The sequence below is a fragment of the Chitinophagales bacterium genome (genome assembly GCA_020635995.1).
GTDB lineage: Bacteria > Bacteroidota > Bacteroidia > Chitinophagales > UBA8649 > JAFMKE01.
Map to the genome: position 1 here is coordinate 17,838 of JACJYS010000008.1, position 24,909 is coordinate 42,746.

Annotated in this window: 23 protein-coding genes and 1 other RNA gene; 7 read left to right on the plus strand and 17 right to left on the minus strand. The window is 30.7% G+C overall.

Annotated elements, in window-relative coordinates; translation table 11 throughout:
• Positions 1-213: 213 nt before the first annotated feature.
• The 7 genes from H6578_11135 to H6578_11165 form a co-directional block, all read right to left on the minus strand.
• Entirely contained in the window at positions 214-558 is a 345-nt protein-coding gene (locus H6578_11135) for a hypothetical protein (protein MCB9227705.1), read from the minus strand.
• A 193-nt stretch (positions 559-751) separates the two neighbouring features.
• Positions 752-1,027: a hypothetical protein gene (locus tag H6578_11140; protein ID MCB9227706.1), complete on the minus strand. Its 276-nt coding sequence runs from the start codon at positions 1,025-1,027 to the stop codon at positions 752-754.
• On the minus strand, positions 1,014-1,658 hold the full coding sequence (locus H6578_11145) for a hypothetical protein (protein ID MCB9227707.1): 645 nt from the start codon (positions 1,656-1,658) through the stop codon (positions 1,014-1,016). Before H6578_11145 ends, H6578_11140 begins: the two co-directional genes overlap by 14 nt.
• Positions 1,630-3,135: a glycoside hydrolase family 16 protein gene (locus tag H6578_11150; GenBank protein MCB9227708.1), complete on the minus strand. Its 1,506-nt coding sequence runs from the start codon at positions 3,133-3,135 to the stop codon at positions 1,630-1,632. The genes H6578_11145 and H6578_11150 overlap by 29 nt, the downstream gene beginning before the upstream one ends.
• Before the next feature lie 2 nt (positions 3,136-3,137).
• Positions 3,138-4,274 carry a hypothetical protein gene (locus tag H6578_11155; GenBank protein ID MCB9227709.1) on the minus strand — a complete coding sequence of 379 codons (1,137 nt, stop codon included), beginning with the start codon at positions 4,272-4,274 and terminating at the stop codon, positions 3,138-3,140.
• A 153-nt stretch (positions 4,275-4,427) separates the two neighbouring features.
• A complete protein-coding gene (locus tag H6578_11160; protein MCB9227710.1) occupies positions 4,428-5,048 on the minus strand; it encodes a threonylcarbamoyl-AMP synthase in 621 nt (206 codons plus the stop codon).
• The gene (locus tag H6578_11165; GenBank protein ID MCB9227711.1) at positions 5,045-5,710 is read right to left on the minus strand and encodes a CoA pyrophosphatase; all 666 of its coding nucleotides are present in this window, start codon (positions 5,708-5,710) and stop codon (positions 5,045-5,047) included. The genes H6578_11160 and H6578_11165 overlap by 4 nt, the downstream gene beginning before the upstream one ends.
• Positions 5,711-5,716: 6 nt before the next feature.
• On the opposite strand from H6578_11165, the gene H6578_11170 reads away from it, so the two are divergent.
• Positions 5,717-6,715 carry a hypothetical protein gene (locus H6578_11170; protein MCB9227712.1) on the plus strand — a complete coding sequence of 333 codons (999 nt, stop codon included), beginning with the start codon at positions 5,717-5,719 and terminating at the stop codon, positions 6,713-6,715.
• A 512-nt stretch (positions 6,716-7,227) separates the two neighbouring features.
• Here H6578_11170 and H6578_11175 read toward each other — a convergent pair.
• From H6578_11175 to H6578_11210, 8 genes are all read right to left on the minus strand, one after another.
• Positions 7,228-8,736: an IS1634 family transposase gene (locus tag H6578_11175; GenBank protein MCB9227713.1), complete on the minus strand. Its 1,509-nt coding sequence runs from the start codon at positions 8,734-8,736 to the stop codon at positions 7,228-7,230.
• A gap of 586 nt (positions 8,737-9,322) precedes the next feature.
• Positions 9,323-10,141, minus strand: coding sequence for a DMT family transporter (locus H6578_11180; protein MCB9227714.1), 819 nt, complete (start codon positions 10,139-10,141; stop codon positions 9,323-9,325).
• A 48-nt stretch (positions 10,142-10,189) separates the two neighbouring features.
• Positions 10,190-11,419 carry a restriction endonuclease gene (locus H6578_11185; protein ID MCB9227715.1) on the minus strand — a complete coding sequence of 410 codons (1,230 nt, stop codon included), beginning with the start codon at positions 11,417-11,419 and terminating at the stop codon, positions 10,190-10,192.
• Positions 11,412-13,943 carry an AAA family ATPase gene (locus tag H6578_11190; GenBank protein MCB9227716.1) on the minus strand — a complete coding sequence of 844 codons (2,532 nt, stop codon included), beginning with the start codon at positions 13,941-13,943 and terminating at the stop codon, positions 11,412-11,414. The genes H6578_11185 and H6578_11190 overlap by 8 nt, the downstream gene beginning before the upstream one ends.
• 175 nt (positions 13,944-14,118) lie before the next feature.
• Positions 14,119-14,880 carry an enoyl-CoA hydratase/isomerase family protein gene (locus H6578_11195; protein ID MCB9227717.1) on the minus strand — a complete coding sequence of 254 codons (762 nt, stop codon included), beginning with the start codon at positions 14,878-14,880 and terminating at the stop codon, positions 14,119-14,121.
• 6 nt (positions 14,881-14,886) lie between these two features.
• Positions 14,887-16,086 carry a PHP domain-containing protein gene (locus tag H6578_11200; GenBank protein ID MCB9227718.1) on the minus strand — a complete coding sequence of 400 codons (1,200 nt, stop codon included), beginning with the start codon at positions 16,084-16,086 and terminating at the stop codon, positions 14,887-14,889.
• A 20-nt stretch (positions 16,087-16,106) separates the two neighbouring features.
• Positions 16,107-16,556, minus strand: a complete 450-nt coding sequence (locus H6578_11205; protein MCB9227719.1) for a cytochrome B — start codon at positions 16,554-16,556, stop codon at positions 16,107-16,109.
• A 21-nt stretch (positions 16,557-16,577) separates the two neighbouring features.
• A complete protein-coding gene (locus tag H6578_11210; protein MCB9227720.1) occupies positions 16,578-16,952 on the minus strand; it encodes a DUF3127 domain-containing protein in 375 nt (124 codons plus the stop codon).
• A gap of 103 nt (positions 16,953-17,055) precedes the next feature.
• Here H6578_11210 and H6578_11215 point away from each other — a divergent pair, with 103 nt between their 5' ends.
• The 6 genes from H6578_11215 (at position 17,056) to H6578_11240 (ending at position 22,574) form a co-directional block, all read left to right on the plus strand.
• Positions 17,056-18,468, plus strand: coding sequence for an HD domain-containing protein (locus tag H6578_11215; GenBank protein MCB9227721.1), 1,413 nt, complete (start codon positions 17,056-17,058; stop codon positions 18,466-18,468).
• A gap of 150 nt (positions 18,469-18,618) precedes the next feature.
• The gene (locus H6578_11220) at positions 18,619-18,843 is read left to right on the plus strand and encodes a twin-arginine translocase TatA/TatE family subunit (protein ID MCB9227722.1); all 225 of its coding nucleotides are present in this window, start codon (positions 18,619-18,621) and stop codon (positions 18,841-18,843) included.
• A gap of 19 nt (positions 18,844-18,862) precedes the next feature.
• Positions 18,863-20,269: an Asp-tRNA(Asn)/Glu-tRNA(Gln) amidotransferase subunit GatA gene (gene gatA, locus H6578_11225; protein MCB9227723.1), complete on the plus strand. Its 1,407-nt coding sequence runs from the start codon at positions 18,863-18,865 to the stop codon at positions 20,267-20,269.
• Positions 20,270-20,379: 110 nt separating this feature from the next.
• Positions 20,380-21,444, plus strand: a complete 1,065-nt coding sequence (locus H6578_11230) for a DUF4837 family protein (protein MCB9227724.1) — start codon at positions 20,380-20,382, stop codon at positions 21,442-21,444.
• Positions 21,445-21,465: 21 nt separating this feature from the next.
• Positions 21,466-21,833: RNase P RNA component class A (gene rnpB / locus H6578_11235), an RNA gene on the plus strand.
• A gap of 144 nt (positions 21,834-21,977) precedes the next feature.
• Positions 21,978-22,574: a hypothetical protein gene (locus H6578_11240; GenBank protein MCB9227725.1), complete on the plus strand. Its 597-nt coding sequence runs from the start codon at positions 21,978-21,980 to the stop codon at positions 22,572-22,574.
• 15 nt (positions 22,575-22,589) lie between these two features.
• Here the strand turns inward: H6578_11240 and H6578_11245 are convergent, their stop codons facing one another.
• Positions 22,590-23,513, minus strand: a complete 924-nt coding sequence (locus H6578_11245) for a type IX secretion system membrane protein PorP/SprF (GenBank protein ID MCB9227726.1) — start codon at positions 23,511-23,513, stop codon at positions 22,590-22,592.
• A gap of 7 nt (positions 23,514-23,520) precedes the next feature.
• A complete protein-coding gene (locus H6578_11250) occupies positions 23,521-24,864 on the minus strand; it encodes a gliding motility-associated C-terminal domain-containing protein (GenBank protein ID MCB9227727.1) in 1,344 nt (447 codons plus the stop codon).
• Between the last annotated feature and the right edge of the window lie 45 nt (positions 24,865-24,909).

Genomic DNA, 24,909 nt, shown 5'->3' on the forward strand with positions numbered 1-24,909 from the left:
TATAATTTCTCCCCATAGTCGGCATCCCTGCCGATTTTCCATTTCTTTATTAAACCGATAAACCAAATATAAGCATTTTTTTACTATTGATGCTGTATTTGCAGGGAATTATTCAAGGTAATAACACCTTGAATGGCAAATACCCATCTTTAGTCTCTAAAGTGTTTATTGCAACTATTACAATAAATACCAATATTATTATCTTCTTCATCTCTAATCAATTTTAAAAAGTGTGATATTCTGATTTAGTGTAAACATTGGTTGTAAGTGAACACGCTCTTTTGTTTCAAAAGTATATTCAAATCTAGTCCATTCTTCTCCATTATTTTTTTCAAGAATTAAATAATTATCCTCTAAATAATACTTAAACGTACCTTCTTTTGAATAATAATGCTTTCTATCAAAACTTACTGTATCTATCATTACTGAACTAAAATCTGCAATATTCCTTTGCCAATCCCCTTTCAAATTTCTTTTATCTATTTTATCTTGTGAGCAAGATTGCAAAACCAACGCAACAGATAGTAAAAATATTATCATTAGATATACCCTTTTCATAGTCCTATTTTTTAAGTTCATTAATTTCCCCACATAGTCGGCATCCTTGCTGATTTTCCATTTCTCTTTTAAAAAAACCCACAACTCAAATGTAAGGAATATTTTTGATGTTTTTGTTATTTCTGCTACTCGTGCCACGATTTGGAGTGTTAAATTCAAGGCAGTAACACCTTTATTGGCAAGGTGTAAACTACTATTTTATGCACTCCCAGCCTTCTTCTAAATTATTTAATTCTTCTTTACTTCCACAAAATTCTGTAGAATTTCTAAAAGGGTTATTCATAGGATAATACTGCTTTAAAGAATCTACGAAAGCTATATACGCTTCCCTACTCTCAAATTCATCTTGACAAATATTATCTTCATTATAGAATAAAAAACTTGTACAATCTACCGAACACAAATAACACTGATCTTGACAACCAAAAATTACTAATGTACACAGTAATACTAAACTAATTATCTTCATTATTATGTTTTTCTTTTATGAAATTTAGGGGCATTTCATAAAATACTCCAAATCCAGTACTATAAGACTTAAAAACAAGTTCCCCTCTATAAGAACCTTGAATACTTCCTCTTTGCATCTTATATATTGGAGATAAACTTTGATTCATTTTTATACTAACGCCTAAGTAATGACCATTCTTTATATTATATTTAATACCCGCTCTATAAATAATATTTGCAGTATGTTTAATTATTAAACTTTTATACAAATCTGTAGCTGTTTTATCATTTAAAACTTTACCGTAAGAGTAAGCTATACCTATACCTATATCCCCTTTAACTTTTTTGCCAAACTCAGCATTTACAAAAAGAGGTATTTGAAGTGTAGCAACACTATAATATTTCTCTTTTATAATATTATGATTGATACCGGTAGAAAAATAAACAGGTATTCTTTTATTGATTTTATTTACAAACTCCACACCGATATTATATGAATTGTAATCTCTTATAAATCTATATTTGTTACTATAGTCAATATTTGTTTGAATATAATGAACTGAATACCTTAAAGAGAAATTTTGAGTATAACAATTACTAAAGGCTAAAAAAAATAAAATACTATTTATTATATAAATGAGTTTTTTCATAATAATTATTGTGCAAATTAATAAAAAATCGTTGAGGTAAATTGTAGTTTTCTACATTAATAACTTTATTAATACTAAAATCATTACTACTTTCATAGTAAATTCTACCTAAAATATCATAAATGATAATGCTGAAATTATAGTTGAGCAACTCTTCTGATGGTAATTTTTGTATATAAATTTGATTATTGTTGTAATTAAAATCAAATAGTAAATTACTATGTTCATTGATAATATATTCATCCAAATAGTCTAATTCTTGTATTTCGTTTTTAGCAGAAATTAATGGTATATCAACTTCATCACAAGCATGTTCATCTATTCTATATTCAAACTCTCCATTAAAATTATTAATAAAATCATTTTGAAAAATAATTTCTTTAGTAGCTATCACTTCTAATTTTAATGAGCTAATATTAAAATCAAGTCCATCCAATATAATGGTATCCCCCATAATCAAATTATTATAATTAGGGTCAAGATACCCATTAGTTATGTAATCTTGATTAATTACTTTTTTTGAACTACAATCTATTTTATTATAATAACGTACATATTCTATTTCAAACTGTTGATTAGGTAATATTGTGTTATCAACACCAAAAGGAACACCTAAACTTATAATAAGATCCAATATAGGATCAGGATAATTTACCCTAAATGCATAAACAACGGCAGGGTTTGTTGAAATTTGCTCTACCGCTGCATCTCCACTAAAAGTATTATAATATCTATAAAATGAATATTTAAGTACACCATCAACATACCACTTTATATAAAGAGGTGTATAGTGCAGAGTAATTATATGAAAAATGTCATTATTGAAATAATTGTTTGGATAATCCACTTCAGTTCCACAATCAAAACAGTCTGCATGTGTAGCAAAATCAATTCTACTATTACTTCCAAAGAACTCAAAAATATCAATTTCATTGTTTGTATTTGAATTAGTAATAGGACATATATTATTACTCCATAACCAAAAAGCTGGCTGAAGACCATGATTAGCTTTTCCTATTTTATCTGGAAATTTACATTTTATTTCATAAATACCATAACCAGTATGTTTTTTAGACCATATTATACCTGAGGAATAATTAAAGGTTTGAGAAGATGAGGGATCTGTTATCTGTTCCTGTTCTGCTCTAAGTTTTAGGGTACCATTAGATACAATTACATTATCATCAAGCATATATTCTGCTGCATCATCTAAATACCTCCCCCAACTAAACCTTTTTAACCATATTTCTGGATCAATATCTTGATTAAATTCCTCTTCAAAAATCAACGCCCACTGACCATATTCATTCCATCCACTTGGAGCGTATACCTCTTGGTCGGGATATACATCATCCCAAAGGTCATAAGCCATAATTAATGGCCAATCTGACCTATTACTAACTATGTTGCATGAGAATTGTGTATAAGAACTAAAAACAAAGATGAAATTGATAATTATTAATACTAACCTTTTCATAATTATTTATTTTTAAGCTTAGTAATTTCTTGCTCTAAAACTTGGTTTTTCTTTTCAAGCTGTATCATATACAAGGTTAGTTCTTCTATTTTTTGTAGCAGTATGGCATCCATATCGCCTAAGCTTATGCCATTGTCTATTACTTCTTTTTCATTTGGCACATCGGGTAGGTGTTTGTTTTCTGTTATAAACTGCTCTACTTCTGCCAGAGGTTTTAGCTGGTAGTCTTTTTTAAATACAAAATCTGCCCAGTTGCTTTGGGTTACTATTATTTTTTTAAATATGGCATGCCCATCTACGGTTAGTTTTACATCGGCAGTATTGTGTGTGCCGGAGGTAATTGTTTGGTTGCCTATTTGTACTTTGCCATTATATGCAATATTAACATTACTTCCTATCTTAACATTACCATTAGGTTCTATTTGAAAACGCCAGCTACCTGCACTATGGTCATATAAACCAAATCGTTCTTCAAACTGTAATTGACATTCTTTTCTATTATTACTACTAACAGCACCTAATTTCACAAGAGTACCATAGCTAGTATTTTTGTTTTCTAAATACAAGAATGTATTTGCACCTCCAACGGCATGAATAGTAGCTGAAGGATTTGCATTATTTATACCTATACGTCTATCAGTTCGCTTAACTGTAAACAAATAATCAAAACTAGAAGAACCAGTCCTTTTCCCTCTAAAATGCAAAGACTCTTGGTCGCTATGTGCATTTATCATCCAATTGTTATCTCCAGTACCATCTAATGTTAAAGATGTCCAGTTATTATCCCCTATGGTTAAATTACCATTAAATATTCCATTCCCATTTATGTGAAGTTTTTCTAAAGGATTATTTGTATTTATTCCTAAATTTCCATTTTGCTTAAGTATAAGTTTTGATTCATAGGTATATATGGGAGGAAGTCCAACATGAAAAATTTCTTTTTCAATTTTAAGATAATCATTGGACCAATATGAAGATGGCCCAGTTAAAGAAGGATGAACAATATGCAGTTTTGCTGACGGAGAAATAATTCCAACTCCTAAATCCCCATTTCTATGGTATAAATCACCGTTATAATCAGAACTTCCAGAAGGTATAGGTCTAGATTGAGACATAATAGTACCAAATACTAAAAGCATTAGTATTAATGTGTATAATCTATAGTTGACTATGTGTCTTGTGTCTTGTAAATCATAATATTTTGTTTTGTTTAATGTAAAACTAATTATAAAAATTTAGAATTACAACTTTTTAACAAAAATATTTTAAAAATAAGTATTTATACATAGTTTTTATTCTATCAAGCTAATTTCGCCTATACCTTGCCTTACCAAATAGGCTTGGCTTTCAGTATAGTCTATTATAGTAGAAGGTTGGTTGTTTCCTATGCCTCCGTCTATTACTATATCTACTGTATCTTTATATTGCTCATAAATTTCTTCAGGGTCGGTTACGTACTCAAGCACTTCATCATCATTTTTTATAGATGCCGATAAAATAGGCGACCCCAACAACTCAATAATAGCCTTAGGTATGGCATGATTGGGCACTCTTATTCCTACTTCTTTCTTTTTATACCCAAATATTTTTTGAATGGTTTTATTGGCATTTAAAATAAAAGTATAAGGTCCGGGAAGCAAGCGGTGCATAAGCTTATAAGTGGGCGTAGGCAAATTAGTGGTGTATTCAGAAATATGACTTAAATCTTTACACACTATTGAAAAATTAGCTTTATTTGGTTTTACTCCTTTAAGCTCACATATTTTTTCATAAGCTTTTTTGTTGCTTATATCGCAGCCTAAAGTATAAACCGTATCGGTAGGATAAATAATAACGCCTCCTTGCTGTAGCATATCTACAACTATTTTAAGTCGTCTTTCATCAGGATTTTCGGCATCTATACGTAGTATCATTGTTCTAATATTGTTAAAAATTCGTTTAATATCATTGCCGTTGCTCCCCAAATAATATGTCCGTTTATATTAAAGCAAGGGCAGTTTATTGAAATATCTTGACTTTTTATATAATAATCAAAATTTGTCAAATTGTTTTTATTCATAAAATCAGTAAGCGGTATTTCTAAAATAGATTTAACCTCTACATCATCTTTATTAAAATTTAAAGTTTTATCTACCAATGCCACATAAGGATAAATTAAAAAATTGCTGGGCGGCACATAAAGCCAAGTTATTTCTTTTAAAACTTTATCTTCTGCTATGCTTACGCCTATTTCTTCATAAGTTTCTCTTAATGCTGTTTGTAGTAGGTTTTTATCCTGTTTTTCGGTTTGCCCACCGGGAAAACTTATTTGCCTACTGTGTACACCTTTATACTCTTGCCTTTGGGTTAAAACTATATGCGGAATATTGTTTTTATTATAAACCAATAGCATCACTGCACTCATTTTGGGCTTATATATTTTTAATTCTTCTAAACTTAATTTTTGCCTATAAGGTGGACTTAATTTTGCTTGTGCTTCAAATCCAGGTAGATTTTCAGCATTTATTTGCTTAATTTTGCTATAAATTTCAAAAAACTGCATTAAAGCTATTAGTTTTGATGCAAAATTAAGCATTATTTAATGAGAAATAGATTTTTGTTAGAAGGTGATTATAATGAAAAACCGGTTTTTATTGCCATTGTTTTTAATGAAGAGCAAGTGCATATAGATTTAAGTGTTATTGACAAAAAAACTTGTGATAAGGAAAAACTAAACAGTTGGCTTGAAGGCAAAGCCGAAATGCCCACAACTATAGCTACTTATGTAAGAACTACACACGATGAAAATTTACTACCCGAAGAAATAAAAGTTAAAAATGTAGGAAAAGTACGCTCTATAGAAATAGCGTGGGCTAATACGCTTTTTCATACCAGAATGCTACAAAGCTTTGATAATGAACTTGCTATAATTAAAGATAAGATTATGGCATTAGATGATTTTGACCAAAAAGTTTTTGACGAAGCTTCAGATTTTTGGGATAGAGTTGTAAAATTTAAGCAAGAAAATGCCAGTATTGATAATGCTAAAATAGATGTTTACAAAAGTGAAATTGATGTGCTTTTTGAAGCATTAAAAGAACTGCGAAAAGACCAAAGAAAAGAACTAAGCGAAAAAGCGAAAGAAATAAAAGCAGATTTACTTTTAAAATTAGAGCTTATAGAAAATAAGCTGGAAGAAAAAGCCAACTTTAAATTTATAAGCGATAGACTTAAAGAAGTACGCAAGCAACTGAACCACTCGGGATTAAAAAATAAAGAATACGCTCAAATAGATGAAAAAATAAACTCTTTTTTTGAACGCATGAGCGAAGATAGAGCCGAAAAAACTGCTGCTAAATACGATAAAAGAATAACAGATTTAGAAGATATTTCGGAAAAAATGCAGAAGAGTATAGACTGGGATAAACGCCAATTAGAACAAGAGGAAAAAAACAAACAATACTCCAATCAGAAGTTTCAACTTAAACTTATAGAAACAAAAATAGCATTAATAGAAAGCCGAATAGCTGAAAAAACAGACAAACTAAAAAACATAAACGCTACACTTAATACGCTAAAAAAGAAAGCTGGAACAGAATAAGATTACTTAGTTTTTATGCCTATCCGTTATTATGCTAATAATTTATGCTTTAAGATAACAGTTCGGAACGTTTAGGTAATTTTAGTTGCAGTTTGTATTCTTTTACTTTTGTCTTGATACAAAAGTAACAAAAAATCAAGACTGTAATCAAAAACACTAAAATGCTATAAAACAGACGATGACAAATTAATGTATGCTCAATTTTAGTTTTGCCATAGTGGTTTCACTTGTAGGAGCATACTAATTTGTCTGTTTACTGTTTTATAATTTCATTCATTTTGGATGTCTGTTTTACATCATTTCTTAACGTATTTTTGATTAAGGTCAGATAAAAAGTGCACCTTAAGTTTGCAAGCGGGGCACCCATTGACCGAAAACTCCGTAAAAAATTAAACTGTTTGAAGAACGGAGTGATGAGTTTTTGATTTTTAGGAGTTGAGGTTGTAATGGGTCGCTGAAAACTTAGTGCGATTCTTTTGTAACTCCTGTTTTCCGCTCTGGGACACCCAAAATTAAAAGTCAAATAATTTTTGAAGATATTTGTGTTCGTCTGTAAGTAAAATAGTTTTTTGTAAAGTTTCATCATTTACTGGATTTTTGATTTCAATCTGATAAATACTTTGCAGTATATCTATTACTTTTTCTACAGATAAATCGGACTCCTTTTCTTTTAGTTGGCGTTCTAACTCCTTGTAAACTTTGTAGGCAACAAAGTTTAGACAAATGTGCGCTTCAATGCGTTGCTGTTTTCGATGATAAATGGGTCTGATTTTTAAGTCCGTTTTGGCTATTCTAAACGCCTTTTCTATCTGCCATAAATGAGCATAGTTTTCTAAAATTTCATCTTTGCTGAGTTTTGCGTTGGTAATGTAACCTTTTAGTCCATCCCATTTTGTATCAGCCCAAAATTTTTCTTTGTCAATAGTAATACTCACTTCTCCATCCAATTTCAGGTATTTGTTATAACCTCTGTTGTTGATATTAGCTTTCGTCAGTTTTCCCGATTTAATCCGTTTTTCAAGCTTTACCAATCCTCTTTCCCTGTTGTATTGGTCTTTCTTAGCTCTGTTGTCAGAATAGGAGATAATCAGCTTTAATTTGCCTTTATCTATAATTTTGCTTTCTCCATTCTTCAGCGATAAAGAAAGGATTTCTTTTTTGACAGCAAGTGTTTCATTTTTGATTCTTGCTCCCAAGATAAATTCGTAATTATTTTTTTGAAGTCTTTCTATATTCTTCTTGGAAAGCAGTCCGGAATCGGCAACGATAATAAGCTGTTTCAATCCGTATTTGCTCTTGAACGAATCAATAATAGGTAGCATAGTTTCCCCTTCAAATTGATTGCCCTCAAAGATATCGTAAGCTAACGGATAGCCTCCTTTGCTTACTAATAAACCCAAAACAATCTGCGGGTTTTGGTGTTTCCCCTCTTTAGAAAAACCAGTCTTACGCAATGTGTCTTCATCGTCAATCTCAAAATACACTGTCGTCACATCATAGAAAACGATGCTAATCTTACCATCCAAAACCATTTGTGTATGACGAAAACTAATTTGCTGAACCTGTTCTTTATGGGAGTTGTAGAGCTTGTCCAAATAACGGTAAACTTCGTCTTCACTGTATGTTTTCCCTGCATAACGATACAAATATTGGGTTGTTTTGAGTTTGCTCCTCGGATAGACCAACCTATATAAAACCAAATCCCTGAATAATTCATCCTTGATTTGACAAAAACCTATTTCATCAAAAATTTTACCCAAGACCAATTCAATTCCAGCCAATTTGTGGGAAGTGATATTGTTTAAAACAGATAGTATAATTTCGTCTGTATTGCTAAAATCTAATTCTCTATAACCAATGCGCTTATTTATATAATCTTTTCCCTTTTCAAGCAAGGTCTTAACTTCAGAAGGATTAGAACTACTTCCTATCGTTTTTAGGACTTTGTATTTTCCAGAACTCTTATCAATAACTTGGATACTAATTACACCACTTTTATTTTTCTTTTGCCGCACAAACATTCAACAAAAGTAAAAATAAACACCCTGGGACACCCAAAATTAAAATTAAAAACAACCTAAAATATTGATAATGTATCAACTATAACAAACAGATTGCCGTTTTTGAAAAAACTGCGGAAAACAGGAAAAAGTGCACCTTAAGTTTGCAAGCGGGGCACCCATTGACCGAAAACTCCGTAAAAAATTAAACTGTTTGAAGAACGGAGTGATGAGTTTTTGATTTTTAGGAGTTGAGGTTGTAATGGGTCGCTGAAAACTTAGTGCGATTCTTTTGTAACTTTTCTTCTATAGAAAAGTTAATGTAAAATATGCCTTTGGTATCTTTACGGATAGTTATATCAGTTTTTTAATAAAAGATAGCGGACAATTTTCTACTCTGTTGCGAATTTCCATCAAGATAGCATTGGTTCGTCAAAGAAACTGTCTTGACGATAATGATTCCAAAATGGTTGGCAATTTATACCGATTAAGAATATATAATAGTCCAATATCGGCTTCGCCTTATTGTACTAAATATATTGCTCTATCGGCATTTACCATTGTAAAACACAAAATAAATTAGACTATTTTGTGTTAACAATTGGTATTACTTTTTCACTCTTTTACTATACCACAAATTAGCCACCACTCCACCTATAACCATGGCTATACCAAACAAAGTATATAGCGTATATGATTCTCTATAAAATACAAAACCTATAGCTATGGCATAAATAATGGTTAAATACTGAACTATACTCACTTTAGAAAGTTCTTCCATTTGCATGGCTTTTGTCATATTAACTTGTGCTATTTGAGTGCAAACGCCTATACCTAATAAAATTAGAAGTTCTACAAATGTGGGTTGCACCCAAACAAACATACTCGCTACACCTGCAATAGGCAGTGCTATTAATGGAAAATAAAATACCACTACTAATGGGTGGTCGGTATCTTTAAGTTTGCGAACCATATTGTATGCCAGTGCCGAAAATGCTGCTGCGGCTATGGCTATTACAAAATCTAATAGGCTAATATTTTTATCAAATCCTTTAATAATGGCAACACCTAAAAACGATACTACAAAAAATACCCACTGAGGGAGTTTTATTTTTTCGTGTAGAATAAAAATGGCGAAAATAGCCGTAAAAATAGGCGACAACTGCATTAAAGTAACCGCAGAAGCCAAAGGCAATGTTTGTAAACTATAAAAATACAACGATAAGGCTATTGCTCCAAAAAGCCCCCTAAGAAATAAAACAGATTTGTTATTGCCCCACAAAGAAAGTTTTAACCTTTTAATCATAACAAAGCTAATAATTAAGGTTACTAAACTTCTAAAAAACACTATTTGTATGGCAGGAATATTATCCAAATATTTAACCCCTACATTCATAAGCGAGAAAAAAACGCCCGCAACCAACATGTGTAAAATTCCTTTACTTAACAATGATTAGAGTTCTAATTTTAATGATTAATAAACTTGAAGCTTTTCAAAAATTTCTTCGCTTAACAGCCTGCTTTCTTTAATTCTTCCGTTTTTCAATACACTAACAAAACCCAACTTACATTGGTTCAAACTTTGATTAGAATGTTTGTATTTATAATTCCCAAATTGAGTATCTCTTTGATTTGTTTGAGGATAAAGCAACATACTTTTTGATGATTCCCAATGTAGGTTATAAACAAACATTTGCTTTAGGTCTGCATCATCGGGTTGAGATATATTATTAATTATTTTCCATTTAGTATCAATTACAAATACCGCTGTTTCGGAACTTATTACAATATCCGGCCTAATTTTTTTGTTCTCCCAAAAAATATCTGAATTTTGGAAAGAAACATTATAATTTGTAGGTTTATGCTTGTGCAATATTCTAAAAATATATTCTTCCCAAAGCTTATTCATATCAAATAGCAATGTCAGCATATTTTCATTACCAGAATTTATATTAGGCGAATAATTTAGAATAAGCATTTTTGCTATATCTATTGCCTTATGATAGGCATTAGATTTTCGGGTTAATTTTATTTTTTTAAAATCAGATTGGGTAATAGTCATTGGAGTAATACCATCAAAAGAGAATTGTAAGCGTTTAATTCTATCTTTTAAATTATGTCCAGTTAAATTATCTATAACTTTAAGACCTTCCTGTAATATTTTATGCAATAAATGATCTTTATCATACACTTGATGTTCACAATAAAATCTTTCTTTATGAACCACATTGTACTGTATGTTTTGCGAAAAGAGTAGTTTTCCTTTTAAAGCCAACTGATTTTCCCGTTTCTTTCCATACTTTTTTATCAACCCACGTTTTATTAAATATTCAATTTCACTTAGATAAAGTTCAAAATAAGCTTCTAAAATAGAATTATATCTCTTTTTTAATTGTGTTTCAGAAACATTGTCAATCTGTATTTTTTTACATACTCTCAGCATGTTTAACAATACATCTCTCCAAAGTGTTTTATTATTAGAATTATCTGCTTTAGGTAAAATTTCAATAGTTAACCCTCCAATTTGAATAACACCAACGTAGCTATTAAACAAAATGCCTTTATGTATAATGGTAAAATACTTGTTATTGTTGTTTTCATTAAATTTTACCATAGCTTCAAAATGATGTTTTTGAAACTCAGAATGCTCATCATATCTCAGTTTATCATGCTCAAAAACTTGTATGGGTTTATTATTAGACATTTTCTATTTCTACAGCTTTGTAAATAGATTGAAAAGACTGTACCGTCCAATTTTCAGAAGCTATAAACTCATAAAGCTCTTTTTCTTCTATAAAATCTCTATCGTAAGTAAAATTTTGAGCAAGTATTTTATTGTTTTTAGATTGCTTTTGCTTAACAAAACTTGAGCCTAACACTAAACCTATTTTCCCAAAATCACCATAAAAATATTCTTCAAGTAAAGGAATAATTCTGTCCTTAAAAGTTTCAACTAAATCATAAAATGATTGTATGTTTAAAAAATATGAATGACCAATTTGATGATCTTTATCTATTAAAAATTCTATTCTATCATTTATTGTGCTTAGAAGTAGAGACAAATTTATTTCTTTATAATTTACTTCTTCCAGCAACACAGAATTAGGCACAATTTCTTGAAAAGAAAACCTTCTTCTTAAAGCTGTGTCCAATGCTTCCACACTTCTATCGGCAGTATTCATAGTGCCAATAATATACACATTAGGAGGTACGCCAAATGGTTTTTTACTGTAAGGCAAAGTAAGTGTAATAGCTTCACTCTTGCCTAATCTTTTATCTTTTTCTATAAGTGTTATTAACTCGCCAAAAATTGAAGAAACATTACCACGATTTATTTCATCTATTATGAGAACGAAGTTTTTGTTCTCATTGTCTTCTTTTGAAATTTGTAAATTGTAATCCTTTTTTAATAAATTAAATACACCTGTAAAATATCCTTCCCACCCCACAAATTTAGGCTCGCCATTAATTTGTTTTTGAATATTCTCCTTAGTAAGCGTACCATTTTTATTTTTTTCTTTTCCAGTATATAGTGTTAAATTATTATTCTTATTTAGTGATACTTGAAAAATATTTCCTTTTGGAGTTTTTAGTTCCTTAAACTCTATTTCTGATAAGTCTTTTATAAAGGAATCATACGCTGCATCAAAATTATTTTTTTCTTTTTTTAAAGCTTCAGTACATATCCTCTTAAAAATTCCTTCTTGAATTTCATATTGAATTTGTTCCTCATCTTCATTATTATCCATTACAGGTTTTATTCCTTCTACAAAATCTTCATAACTCATGCTTTGGTGGAATGTTGTAAAATGAATTTGATTAGCTTCAACTAATTTATTATACGCCTCTATTATTTCTTTTCTGCTTCTTTCCTTTTCACCTAAAATAATATTGACTGCAAGCTGCTTAGTTTTATATGTTTTTCCTGTACCAGGAGGCCCGTAAAGTATTTGGTTTAGGGGGTAGTTTTGATTAAAATGTTTTGTCATAACATCCGTTTTTATACTTTGTTTAACTTCTTCTATATTCAAATATTTAGAAACAGAATAAATAAAATCTTGCGTTAACAAATGCTTATATGGGTCTATATAATTTTCTTCTAATTGGGTGTAATCAGAATACTCATTTAAAAAAGTGCTGTCTTCAATTATATAATCATGTATTTGATTAGCAATAGCCAAATACCTTTTTAAGTTTTCAATTTTCCCTCTTTTCAATTTCGTCAATCCAATTTTTTCAGCAAAGGAATTTACCATTGAAAATTTATAAAGAAAGTATTTTGGGGGATACTGCAAAGATAAATAAAGAGCAATTGCACGTAAATCTTTGTGATAGTGATTATTAATCTTATCATTATTAATTAACTTTTTTAATTCGGGAATTTTACTATCAAAAAAAGTTATAAAATGAGTTATTCTTTCTTCCAATATTTTTGTTTCATCAAATAATAAATTGAAAATTTCTATTGTTTCTTTTTCAAAATTTTCAAACATCCAATTGGCATGAGAAATAGGCCAAAAGTTTCCACTTTCCCATAAATTTGTACTTCCATCAACCATAAAAGTATCTCTAAACATTTTAGCTTTATCATCTACCTCCCAATCCCAAGTCTCATAAACCTGTTTTAATACTCTCCATTTATATTTTTCATCGTGTTCTTGTTCAGATAACCTAAAAAATAATTTATATTCAGTCCAGTATTTTTGTATGATTTCAATATCTATTTCTATAAAATCATGCCTTTCTTCCCAATATCTTTCAAATAATTCACTATCGGTAGCAATTGTATATAACTCATTATTATGGTGTATTCTGTACTGTGATTTTTCTTGTTTAGGCAAATATTCTTGACAAGATTGAATCCACAAGTTTAAAATTTTATCCTTATTGGCAACAATGCTGTTATAATCAAAAAATACTAAAGTAGCAGGAGGTTCTCCTTCAAAATTTTCTATTTTACTACCATTAAAATATGCTGATAGTTGAGTTAAATATTCATTATTAATACATAATCTGAAATCAGTATTATTTTCTAAAGAAAGTACTAAGCGACTATTTATATTAACTGAAAAAATACGGTGTTTATCTTTCCTTACAGTTAAACCTAAACGTTCATCATTGGGGTTTAAATTTAGTTTCTCAATTAAATATTTAATCCAATTAAAAAATTCTTGAAGAACTTCTTTATTATTTATTTTTGAAAACTGCTGTAATATACTAACATCCATAAGATGCCAAAGATAATAAACATATTAAATAATTTTTCAGAAAGATAAAACATATTTAACGTGTGTTTGATGTATTATAAATTGCAATACATTTAAAATTAATACGTCTTTGCGAAATTTTATGAAGAATGAATAAAATTGAAGCAATCTCTTTGATATTTAATAAGGAAAAAGATTACCTCCCCGTCAATTTTGCTACTAAGCCACCTAATACGGTTCTGGTGTCATTGCTCCACCATTGTGCTAATAGTACGTCAAGCTGCTTTCTATCTAAAGTTTGATAGTGAGCTAATAAATCTTTTCGCATATTGGCTTTGCTTTGTTGCCAAGTATTGGCACTAAACTGCATGTATTTTTGTAGTTGTGCAAGAGCTTGCTCTTCTACTTTTTCGGCATCTACTACTTCATCTACTACACCGGCTTTTAAGGCTTCCTCTGCCAGTAGCAATTTTCCCTCTAAAATATACTGCGAAGCTCTACCTCCACCTAACCAATAAGCATATATTTGGTAAATAAAATTAGGCATAATTATGCCTACAGGTATTTCATTTAGTCCTATTCTATATTTGCCGTTTGCCATCACTCTATAATCGCTACAAATAGCCAGCACACAGCCACCCGCTGGCGAATGCCCCGTAATGGCACTTACCAAAGGCTTATTAAAAGATAATAAAGCTTTAAGTGTATTAAATAACTCTACAAATAGCGTTTCTATGGTTTCTTTATCATAGCCATAAAGTTCTATTACGTCTAATCCTGCCGAAAAGAAATTGGTTTTGCCCGTAAGCATTACACCTTTTATATCTTGGTTTTCTTGCAGTTCTTTAAATGCCTTTTGCAAATCGTAAAGCATTTCTAAGTTAATAGGATTTGAAGTTCCTCTGTCTAACTGAACAATGGCGTAATTTTCGTTATATTTAATTTGTATAGTATTCATAGTTGTTTATTTTAAAACTACAGCTTTGCTAATAGCTCCGTAATGCGTAGTTCCTCCTTTTATCATAGCATTTATTACTCCTTTTTTTCCTCCTACAGCTACTGCTATATCAAACTCCTCATTAGGTGTTAGTTCTTTTTCGTACAAAATGGCTTCCGTTAGTTCCGGATATTCCGTAGTAGAAGGTCTTGGGTCGTTGCAACTTGTATAATTGTATAATGTTAATTTAGGATTTTCTATATTAGCATCTGCTTTTCCTCTTAATCTTACCCAATAAACATTTTCTCCATTGGCATGGCATTTACCTTCGGTATAATCATTTAAAATTAATACACTTTCTCCTTCAGCCACGTAGGTATCTCTATTTTTTACGGCATCCATTATTTCATTCCAAGAAAAACCTGTGGCATAAACTGCTGTATATGGAAATGCTAACGGTGGGTTTAAAATATCGCCCGGTGGCACTGTATGAACTCTATGATTATCGCTACCGCCTATAGCTATGGTATTTACTCCTTTTAGCAAATCGCAAATCCACGCACTATAACCGTAATAATCAAAATCGTCAAAACCCAATGTTCCATTCCAAATTTCAATAGCGTCATAATCAAAACTTGTCCAATCATAGGCTAACCAGCGTGTTATGGCATAAGGATGGTTTATAATTTTAAAACAACCTGCTGCTGTAGCTTGTTGTAGTGATTGTGCTCCATTTACTGCTCCTTTGGGTCTATCTATAAAAACATAATCTTTATCAAAAGTGCTAAGATTTACAGGAATACAACCTATATGTCCAGTAGGAACAGAGTTATCTGGATTTACGGGGCTTATTTCATTTCCATTTATCATAATAAAATTAGCATCAGTGTAAGCCGCTGCTGTATCCCAGTATGGAAATTCAGGACCTTGATTAAACAAAGCCGGATCTTCATAAGTTGTAGTATGGTCGCTTCCTGTACTATTGCTATGGTCTGTAAGCACCACAAAATCTAATCCTCTTTCTATAGCTTTATTTTTTATGTCTATTGGCCAAGAATCTCCTCCTGTGTCATTGCTGGCACCGGTAGAATGCACGTGAAAATCGCCTTTAAGCCACACACCCGGTATATCAGCTTCCCAATCTTCAGCACAGACAACTATATTTTTATCTTTTTTGCAAGATGATAATACTAATAAAATAAGTGTTAGCTTAAAAATGTTTTTCATAATTGTGATTTTAATTGGTTTTATATCCAAGCATTACCAAAATGCCTAAAAGGCCAAGGAATAGAAACTAATATAAGAATTAATGCTATGGCATAATAAATTAATGTTGTTTTGTGCTTAGCTGCACCATCGGTTAATTTTTTCATTTTTATTCTGCCTACAGTTATTAAAACTATGGCTACCAGCATACCTACAAGGTGCTCTACCGCAAAAAAACGAAAAACACTATTGCCCATTACTTCACCCATTCCCATTGAAAAATAACTCATTCCTTTAGATCCCATAAAATAAAGTCCTAAGCCAATAAGTAGCTGAGTATGTGCAAAAATAAAAGTGAGTAAACTCAATTTATCATCAGTTCTATTGTATTCTTTTTTCAATTTTAAAATTGAATTAATAATTGTTACTACTAAAAATATAAGCAGTACATAACGCAATGAACTGTGTAAATGTATAAATCCTTTGTACATAATATTTTGTTTTTTATTTATTTAAAATGGTAAATCGTCTAAATCTTCTCTGCTGTCTATTGGCGGTTCATTGCCGGCAGGAGTATCTTGGTTAAATTCATCTACTTCTCCTTGTGTTTGGTTTGAAGTTCCACTATTTTTTTCAACTCTCCAAGCATCTAAATTAGTAAAAAACTTACCTTGCCATTCTCTTCCTCTTAGGTTAAAAGAAACTTTTATTTCTTCGCCCTCATTATATCCGTCTATAATATTACATCTATCTTGCGTAGCTTGAAATTTAACAAACTGAGGATAATTTTCAATAGTTTCTATTACAAACTCGCGTGTTCTAAATGTTTCTGTTTTTTGTTCTGTATCAAATACTTTATGTAGTTTTCCTACTACTTCTAATGCCATAATTTATAAATTTTGTTGCAAAGGTATTGGTTCTCTATAAATAGAAGCTAAAATAACTTATTTTTTTAAAAGCTTTTAGCTAAATACGTACATTTGCACCTCAATGGACAAACTAAAATTAGAACATCCTATTTTTAAAAAAGTAAGTGAAGCTGCGGCAATATTAAATATTGACAGCTATGTGGTAGGCGGTTTTGTACGAGATAGTATTTTAAAAAGACCATCAAAAGATATTGATTTTGTATGTGTAGGTAATGGAATTGATTTAGCCAAAAAAACTGCCGAATTGATTTCGCCAAAAATAAAAGTAAACTATTTTAAAAATTTTGGTACGGCACAGTTTGTTTGGAATGATTGGGAATTTGAATTTGTAGGAGCAAGAAAAGAATCGTACAACCGAGATTCAAGAAACCCAATAGTAGAAGAAGGCACGCTGGAAGACGACCAAAACCGAAGAGATTTTACAATAAATGCTTTAGCAGCTTCTTTAAACAAGGATAAATTTGGAGAAATAATAGACCCTTTTGGTGGTTTAGAGGATTTGAAAAATAAAATTATAAAAACGCCTTTAAATCCCGATATTACTTTTTCTGACGACCCTTTAAGAATGTTGCGTGCTATACGTTTTGCTACGCAACTTAACTTTAACATAGAAGAAAATACCTACAACGCCATTTGTGAGAATAAAGATAGAATTGAAATTATTTCACAAGAAAGAATAACAACTGAACTTAATAAAATTATTTTGGCAAAAAAACCTTCTTTGGGTTTTAAATTGTTAGAAAACACGGGTTTGTTAGCTTTAATTTTTCCGGAATTAAGCCTATTAAAAGGTGTTGATATTATTGATAATCAAGGTCATAAAGATAATTTTTATCATACCCTGCAAGTGTTAGATAATTTAAGTGAAAACACCGATGATTTATGGCTACGTTGGTCGGCTATTTTGCATGATATAGGTAAACCAAAATCTAAGCGTTTTGATAAAGACAGCGGTTGGACTTTTCACGGACATGAAGTCATAGGCGAACGCATGGCAAAATCTATTTTTACCAAACTTAAATTGCCACTAGGAAAAGAACTAAAATATGTGCAAAAATTGGTGCGTATGCACTTGCGACCTATTCCTATAGCCAAAGATGAAATTTCAGATTCGGCAGTACGCAGGCTACTTTTTGACGCTGGCGATGATATAGATGATTTAATGTTGCTTTGCGAAGCGGATATTACCTCAAAAAACGAACAAAAAGTGCAACGTATTTTAAATAATTTTAAAATAGTAAGGGAAAAGTTGGTAGAAATAGAGGAAAAAGACCATGTACGCAATTTTGAACCACCCATTAGTGGCGATTTTATTATGAGTACTTTCAATATTAAACCTGGCAGAGAAATAGGTATTATTAAAAATCAAATAAAAGAAGCTATTTTAGAAGGCGAAATAGAAAATAACTTTAAAGCAGCAGAACAATTAATGTATAAAATTGCCAAAGAAATAGGACTTTCGGCTAATGCTTAATTATCAGCGGTTAATGTTTAATTATTTGTCGCCACTTCAAGTAAAAAAAATCTCAACACTAAATACTAACACCCAAAAATCTTTTTTAACTAACATTATTCACTTTTCTGCATAAATCCTATTAATTTTGTAGCTTAAACTTATATAAGTATGAATACTTTATTTTTATGGACACCAGGCGTAGGCGAAATTGTTTTAATAGCCTTAGTTGTGTTATTACTTTTTGGTGGTAAAAAAATTCCTGAGTTAATGAGAGGGTTAGGAAGTGGCGTTAGAGAATTTAATTCAGCCAAAAACTCTATCAAAAACGAGATAGAAGAGGGAATGAAAGAACCAAAAACTACTGAAAAAGAAAAAACAGCTGTAGAAAAATAAGCCATTTTAACTACCATTAATGAAACAATACCGCACATTATCGGAAATACAAACCGATCTTGATAGTAAAACTATTACTTGTTCGCAACTAGTAAATCATTACTTAGACAATATAGAAAAGAAAAAACATCTAAATGCTTTTTTAGAAGTTTTTGAACAAGAAGCTATTGCCCGTGCTAAAGAATTAGATACTAAAAAGGGTAAAAAAGGTAAACTTTTTGGCTTAGTAATAGGCATAAAAGATAATATTTGCTATAAAAATCATACCGTTTCAGCATCTTCAAAAATGCTTGAAAACTTTGAATCTTTATACTCTGCCACAGCCGTAGAAAATTTAATAGCAGAAGATGCTATAATAATAGGCAGGCTAAACTGCGATGAATTTGCAATGGGTGGTTCTAATGAAAATTCTGCCTTTGGAAATGTACTTAACGAAGCTGACAACACTAGAGTTTCCGGTGGTTCATCGGGAGGAAGTGCCGTGGCTGTACAAGCTAATTTATGCCACGCCACTTTAGGTTCAGATACGGGTGGTTCTATACGCCAGCCGGCATCTTTTACCGGTACCGTAGGCTTAAAACCTACTTATGGGAGAGTTTCTCGCCATGGTTTAATTGCTTTTGCTTCTTCTTTTGACCAAATAGGCCCCATAACTCACTCGGCAGAAGATGCTAAAATAATTTTAGAAGTAATTAATGGTATTGATAATTACGATTCAACTGTAATACAAGATAAAGTAAGCGAGTTTAAGATAAATTCTTCTAAAAAATATAAAATAGCTTATTTTAAAGAGTGTTTTAAGGGCGAAGGTTTAAACGCTGAAGTAGAAAAAAATTTTGAGCATTTAATTGCACAGCTTAAACAACAAGGTCATGAAGTGGAAGCCGTAGAGTTTCCTTTGTTAGATTATGTAGTGCCTACTTACTACGTTTTAACTACTGCCGAAGCATCTTCTAATCTTTCAAGATATGATGGCGTACATTTTGGCTACCGAAGTAAAGAAGCCAAAAACATGGAGGAAGTTTATACAAAATCAAGAACCGAAGGTTTTGGTAAAGAAGTAAAAAACAGAATAATGTTAGGTACTTTTGTTTTAAGTGCGGGATATTATGATGCTTACTATACTAAAGCTCAAAAAGTAAGGCGTTTGCTTAAAAATGGTGTAAATGAGTTGTACAAAAACTATGATTTTATTTTATCGCCCACAGCTCCCGAGCCAGCTTTTAAAATAGGCGAAAAAACAGATGACCCTGTGGCTATGTATCTTGAAGACATCTTTACTGTTTTGGCTAATTTAGTTGGAAATCCGGCTATATCATTACCTTTATACAAAACAGAAAAAGAATTGCCTATAGGTATGCAGTTTATGGCAAATAATAATAAAGAAGCCGATTTACTTTCAATAGCTCAACAATTGGGTTGCTAATTGTAAGACTTTTGTAATATTTGTCAAAATCAAAATAAAAGCTGTTTAATTTCGTAATATTGTTAAGAGTTTTAGGTAAACAGCATTTAATAAACTAAATACAAATTACAATGAAAAACTATATTGCAATAATACTTTCTCTTACTTTTATCTTGTTTTCTTGCAAAAAAAAAGAGCATAATTCTCCTGCAAAATTTGGTACAGTTTTGCCTTCATCTACAGGAGGTGCAGATGAAGTAATGATAATACTACCCGACAATATAATGGATAGTACTATGCAGTATTTTATGGGGCATACTATAAATGAAAGCTATAAAATTTTACCTTCTCCCGAAGCTATTTTTAAAATTAGCCAAGTACAATATAGTATAATGAACAACTTAATGTACCGCTATAGAAATATTATTTTAGTGGCAGATGTAAGTCAAAAATCTGAAATATTAGGAGTGGCAAAACAAGTACTTCCTGCTAATGATTTTAAAGCTTTAGAAGAAGGCAAACAATATTTTTTTCATGTTTCTAATGTTTGGAGTGAACCGCAACAAGTATTTTTTGTTTTTGGCACTTCTACCAAAAACCTACAAGATAATGTAGCTGAAAATGCCAAAACTATAAGAAACACTATAGTTAAAAGCGATTTAGAAGTATATAAAAAAATAGCGTACATAAATGGTAGCAATCAAAAATTAAAAGAACAATGGTTAGAATTTCAAGGTGTTAGTTTAGACATTCCAACGGATTATAAACTGGCAGAAAATGAAGACAATTTTGTACTGCTAAGAAAAGAAATTAAAAAAGGAATGATATTCTTGTCTGTAGATTTTATAAACTACAGCGACAACGTACCCGATGCAAACTATGGCATAAAATTAAGAGATGAAAGAGGCAAATATGTTAGTAGCAATTCGTACAATAGCTATACTAAAACCGACAGTACTTTAGGTTTTTTAGAAACAAAAAAAATAAAAGGCGATTTAACCATATATGAAACAAATGGACTGTGGCGTATGGAAAATGATTTTATGGGCGGACCGTTTATTAATCAATACATTATAGACCACAAAAACAATCGGGTTATTTATTTAGACGGTTTTATTTATGCTCCTGGCGAGAATAATAAGAAAAAATACATGAGGCAAATTGAAGCCATTTTCAATTCTTTAAAAGTAAAATAGATAAATAAGACATATCTTTGCTATGCAGGTCGGCTCATTGTTCTATTTCTTGAAAATGGAAAGGAAAGTCCGGGCAACATACAGCAGCTATCTGGTAAATAGCCAGTTCCAATAAAAAATTGGAAGGAAAGTGCTACAGAAAATAACTATTCCGAAACAATCGGAACAAAGGTGAAAACGTGAGGTAAGAGCTCACGCTTAATTATGGCAACATATTTAAGGAGTAAACCCATAGCGTTGCAATGCCAAATATACAGAAGCTTGAGGACAGCTGGTCTAATTTCTGAGGGTAGGCAGCTACATGCTGTTAGTAATAACAGTAGCAGATAAATAATGAGCATCAGCCCAACCGGCTGATACAGAACCCGGCTTACAGACCTGCTTTTTTTTAGATTTTTAGATAACATATTACAGAAATCAGATAGCTGATAACCGATTACTGAAAAATTTAACTTTTATAGATACAATACTGAAAACCAAACTGCGTTTACATAATAAAAAAATATATGAAACCGTATTTAACAATCATTTTTATGTCAATTATTAGTCTTTCTTTAGCTCAAACCGATACTGTAGAAAACAAGTTAAACAGGAAAGAATTTCATTTAAGAATACAAGATTTTTCTCCTTTTTCTATTGGTATAGACTACAAACAGCAGGTAAAACCAAAAGGATATTTTGTGGTATCATTAACCAATGTTAGTTATAGTCGCAAAAAAGCTAAATCTAATAATCCTTTAGATTATCCGTCAATATCTACCTCGGCAAGTGCAGGATTAATGTTAGGTTATGAATTTAGAAGAGAGTTTAAAAAGAAGTTTTCCTTTTATCATGGCCCAAACTTAGGCTACCGCTATAATTATACAAAAAGATATATTGAAAATCCCAGTGTTCCTCCTGCTAATAGAACTTTAAAAACCAACCAACACAGTGCTGTTTTAAAATATAACGTGGGATTTATGTACCAATTTCATAAAAATATATTGGTAAGTGCTCAAATTAGCCCGCAGTTTAGATACAGCCACTCTAAAATTTTATCGGGAATTAATACAAGTAACGAAGATGATTTTAACTTTAGCCTATCTAACTTAGCCGGCACACTTGCTTTAGTTTTTAGGTTTAATGAATAGCTAAATAAGTTCATACTAATTCTCTTCAATTACAATTTCCTTTTCCTTTTCAGTCTTTTTCTTATTGCTTACTTGCAAAAAATTTAAACTGAGATTTATGTTATGTTGCATCTGCTGAATATTGCTATAATCTCCAAAATTCATATTCATAACATAACCTACATTTATAAAGTTGTAACCTCCTCCCAGTCCAAATAACATGGTTTTTGTGTTTCTTCCTCCTATTTTTGCCCATACGTATTCATGATATCCTGCTTTTAAAGCTCCTTCTATAGTAGCTCCTGTTAAATCTGTGCTATATATTAATAATGTCGGTTCTATATATAAAGCTTTTTGTTCTCCAAATCTTTGCTTATAGGCTACATTTCCAAAAAATGTAGGATAAAATTCATTGTTAGATTTCACTAATTCCGGCATAGAAAATCCAAACTCTAACGAATTATTCCATATATAGCTCACTCCAAACCCGCCTATAAATCTAACTTTATTTTCTTGCTGACTTATAGTTACATCTTCTAATTCCACATATTCATTAAAATATTTATCACTTATACTATTGTATAATACTCCAAAATTTAGTCCAAAGTTGAAATCGTTTTTCTCTTTAAACTTTATATTTTTTGAAAGTAATATTTCTGCTGAAGTGGTTTTGTATATATCTTTAAATCTACTGTTTACCTTTGCTCCTATACCTATGCCTACTTTTTTAATATTTCCATAAGCCATAAAGTGCATTCTGCTTGTTTCTTGTACATCCCCGCCTAATGAAGTTGTAAAGTTTAACATTAGCTGGCTACTATCGGAGTGTATTAAAGAAGTGTTATATGATACTCTTTTAAAATTAATATCATTATCTGTTAAGGTTTGCTGTGCTACTGCCGTGCTTATAAATAAAAAAAATATTATTAAGCAGTTGATTCTTATATAATGTGTTTTCATCATGGGTTTAAAATTTATTTGGTCGGTTTATATATATTTTCCCTTTAAAATTCTTGCTACTATCCTGATTATTTGAGAAATAATAAAAATAAGTTCCAGAAGGAAGTTCTTTTCCATTTTGGCTTAAGCCATTCCAGTTATTATTATAACTTTCTGAACGTTTAAATACTTCGTTACCATTATCATTAAATATCTGTATGGTAAAATCTTTATATAAAGTTACATTTTCTATTTCAAAATAATCATTTATACCATCTCCATTAGGACTTATATAATTATTTGATTTTAAATTATCATACTCTATTATATCATTTACTTTTACGGTAAATGTATCTACAAAAGTGTTATCTAAATTATCTGTAACAAGTATTTCTAACTGATATTCATTTTTGGTTTCATAGTCAAATATTTCATTACTTAACAGTTTATTCCCTTCTATTTTAAATGAAGAATTATCCAATGTATTAATATTTATAAATTCAAAAGTATGGCTATCGTTTGGAGAATTATCTTCAGCCACTAATTCTATAATTAAAGTTTCTACGGGTTCGTTTTCATCTATATACGCAGGATTACCCATTATATCTGTAGGTGGTACATTGGTATTAATAACTCTAATTGTAAAGTATTGAGTTATAGAACAGTTACTATTATTTGCTTTTCCACCTATATGAATTTTATATTCATCTTGTGCTAAATAATCTACATCTTCTGCCAATTTAAGCGTATTGCCACTAATGGTAAAACTTTCATTATCTGCTCCTAAATTATCATTTACAAAAGTATATATTCCTGCTTGGTTTTGTCCATTCTCAAGCATCATACTCATATTTCCAACAGTATCGCCAGCTAAAAAATATTCATACACAGTATCGTTACTTAATGATAAACTTGTAATGTAATAATTAGTTTTTACTTGCAAAGGAGTGGCTGCATTTCCTATAGATGCATTTTCTTCAAATATGGCAGATGCTAAGGTGCTAACTAACTCGTCTGTTTCAGCTTTATATAATTTAATTTCTACCGTTTCTCCCATAGCTACATTACTATATACTGTAGCATAAGCTAATTTATTCCCGTTTACATCTATATTAAATTTGGCAAAACCTGCTAAACTATCGTTTATAAATGCTCCTAACATATTATTAGTATCAATACTTGCTTCACAATCTATTATTGCTTGTGCAGTTATGGTCATAGTATATTGATAATCGGAAGAATTTATATTCCAATTGGGAGGTTGTGCTATTATTACACTATAGTTTATAACTAATAAACACATAGTTAACACTATTTTAAATATTTTCATATTATTATTGTTTATAAAGGTTTTATATCTTGTAGCTTTCATAATCTTCAATTTTAGAATAACTAACAAATATTAGGGGGAGAATTT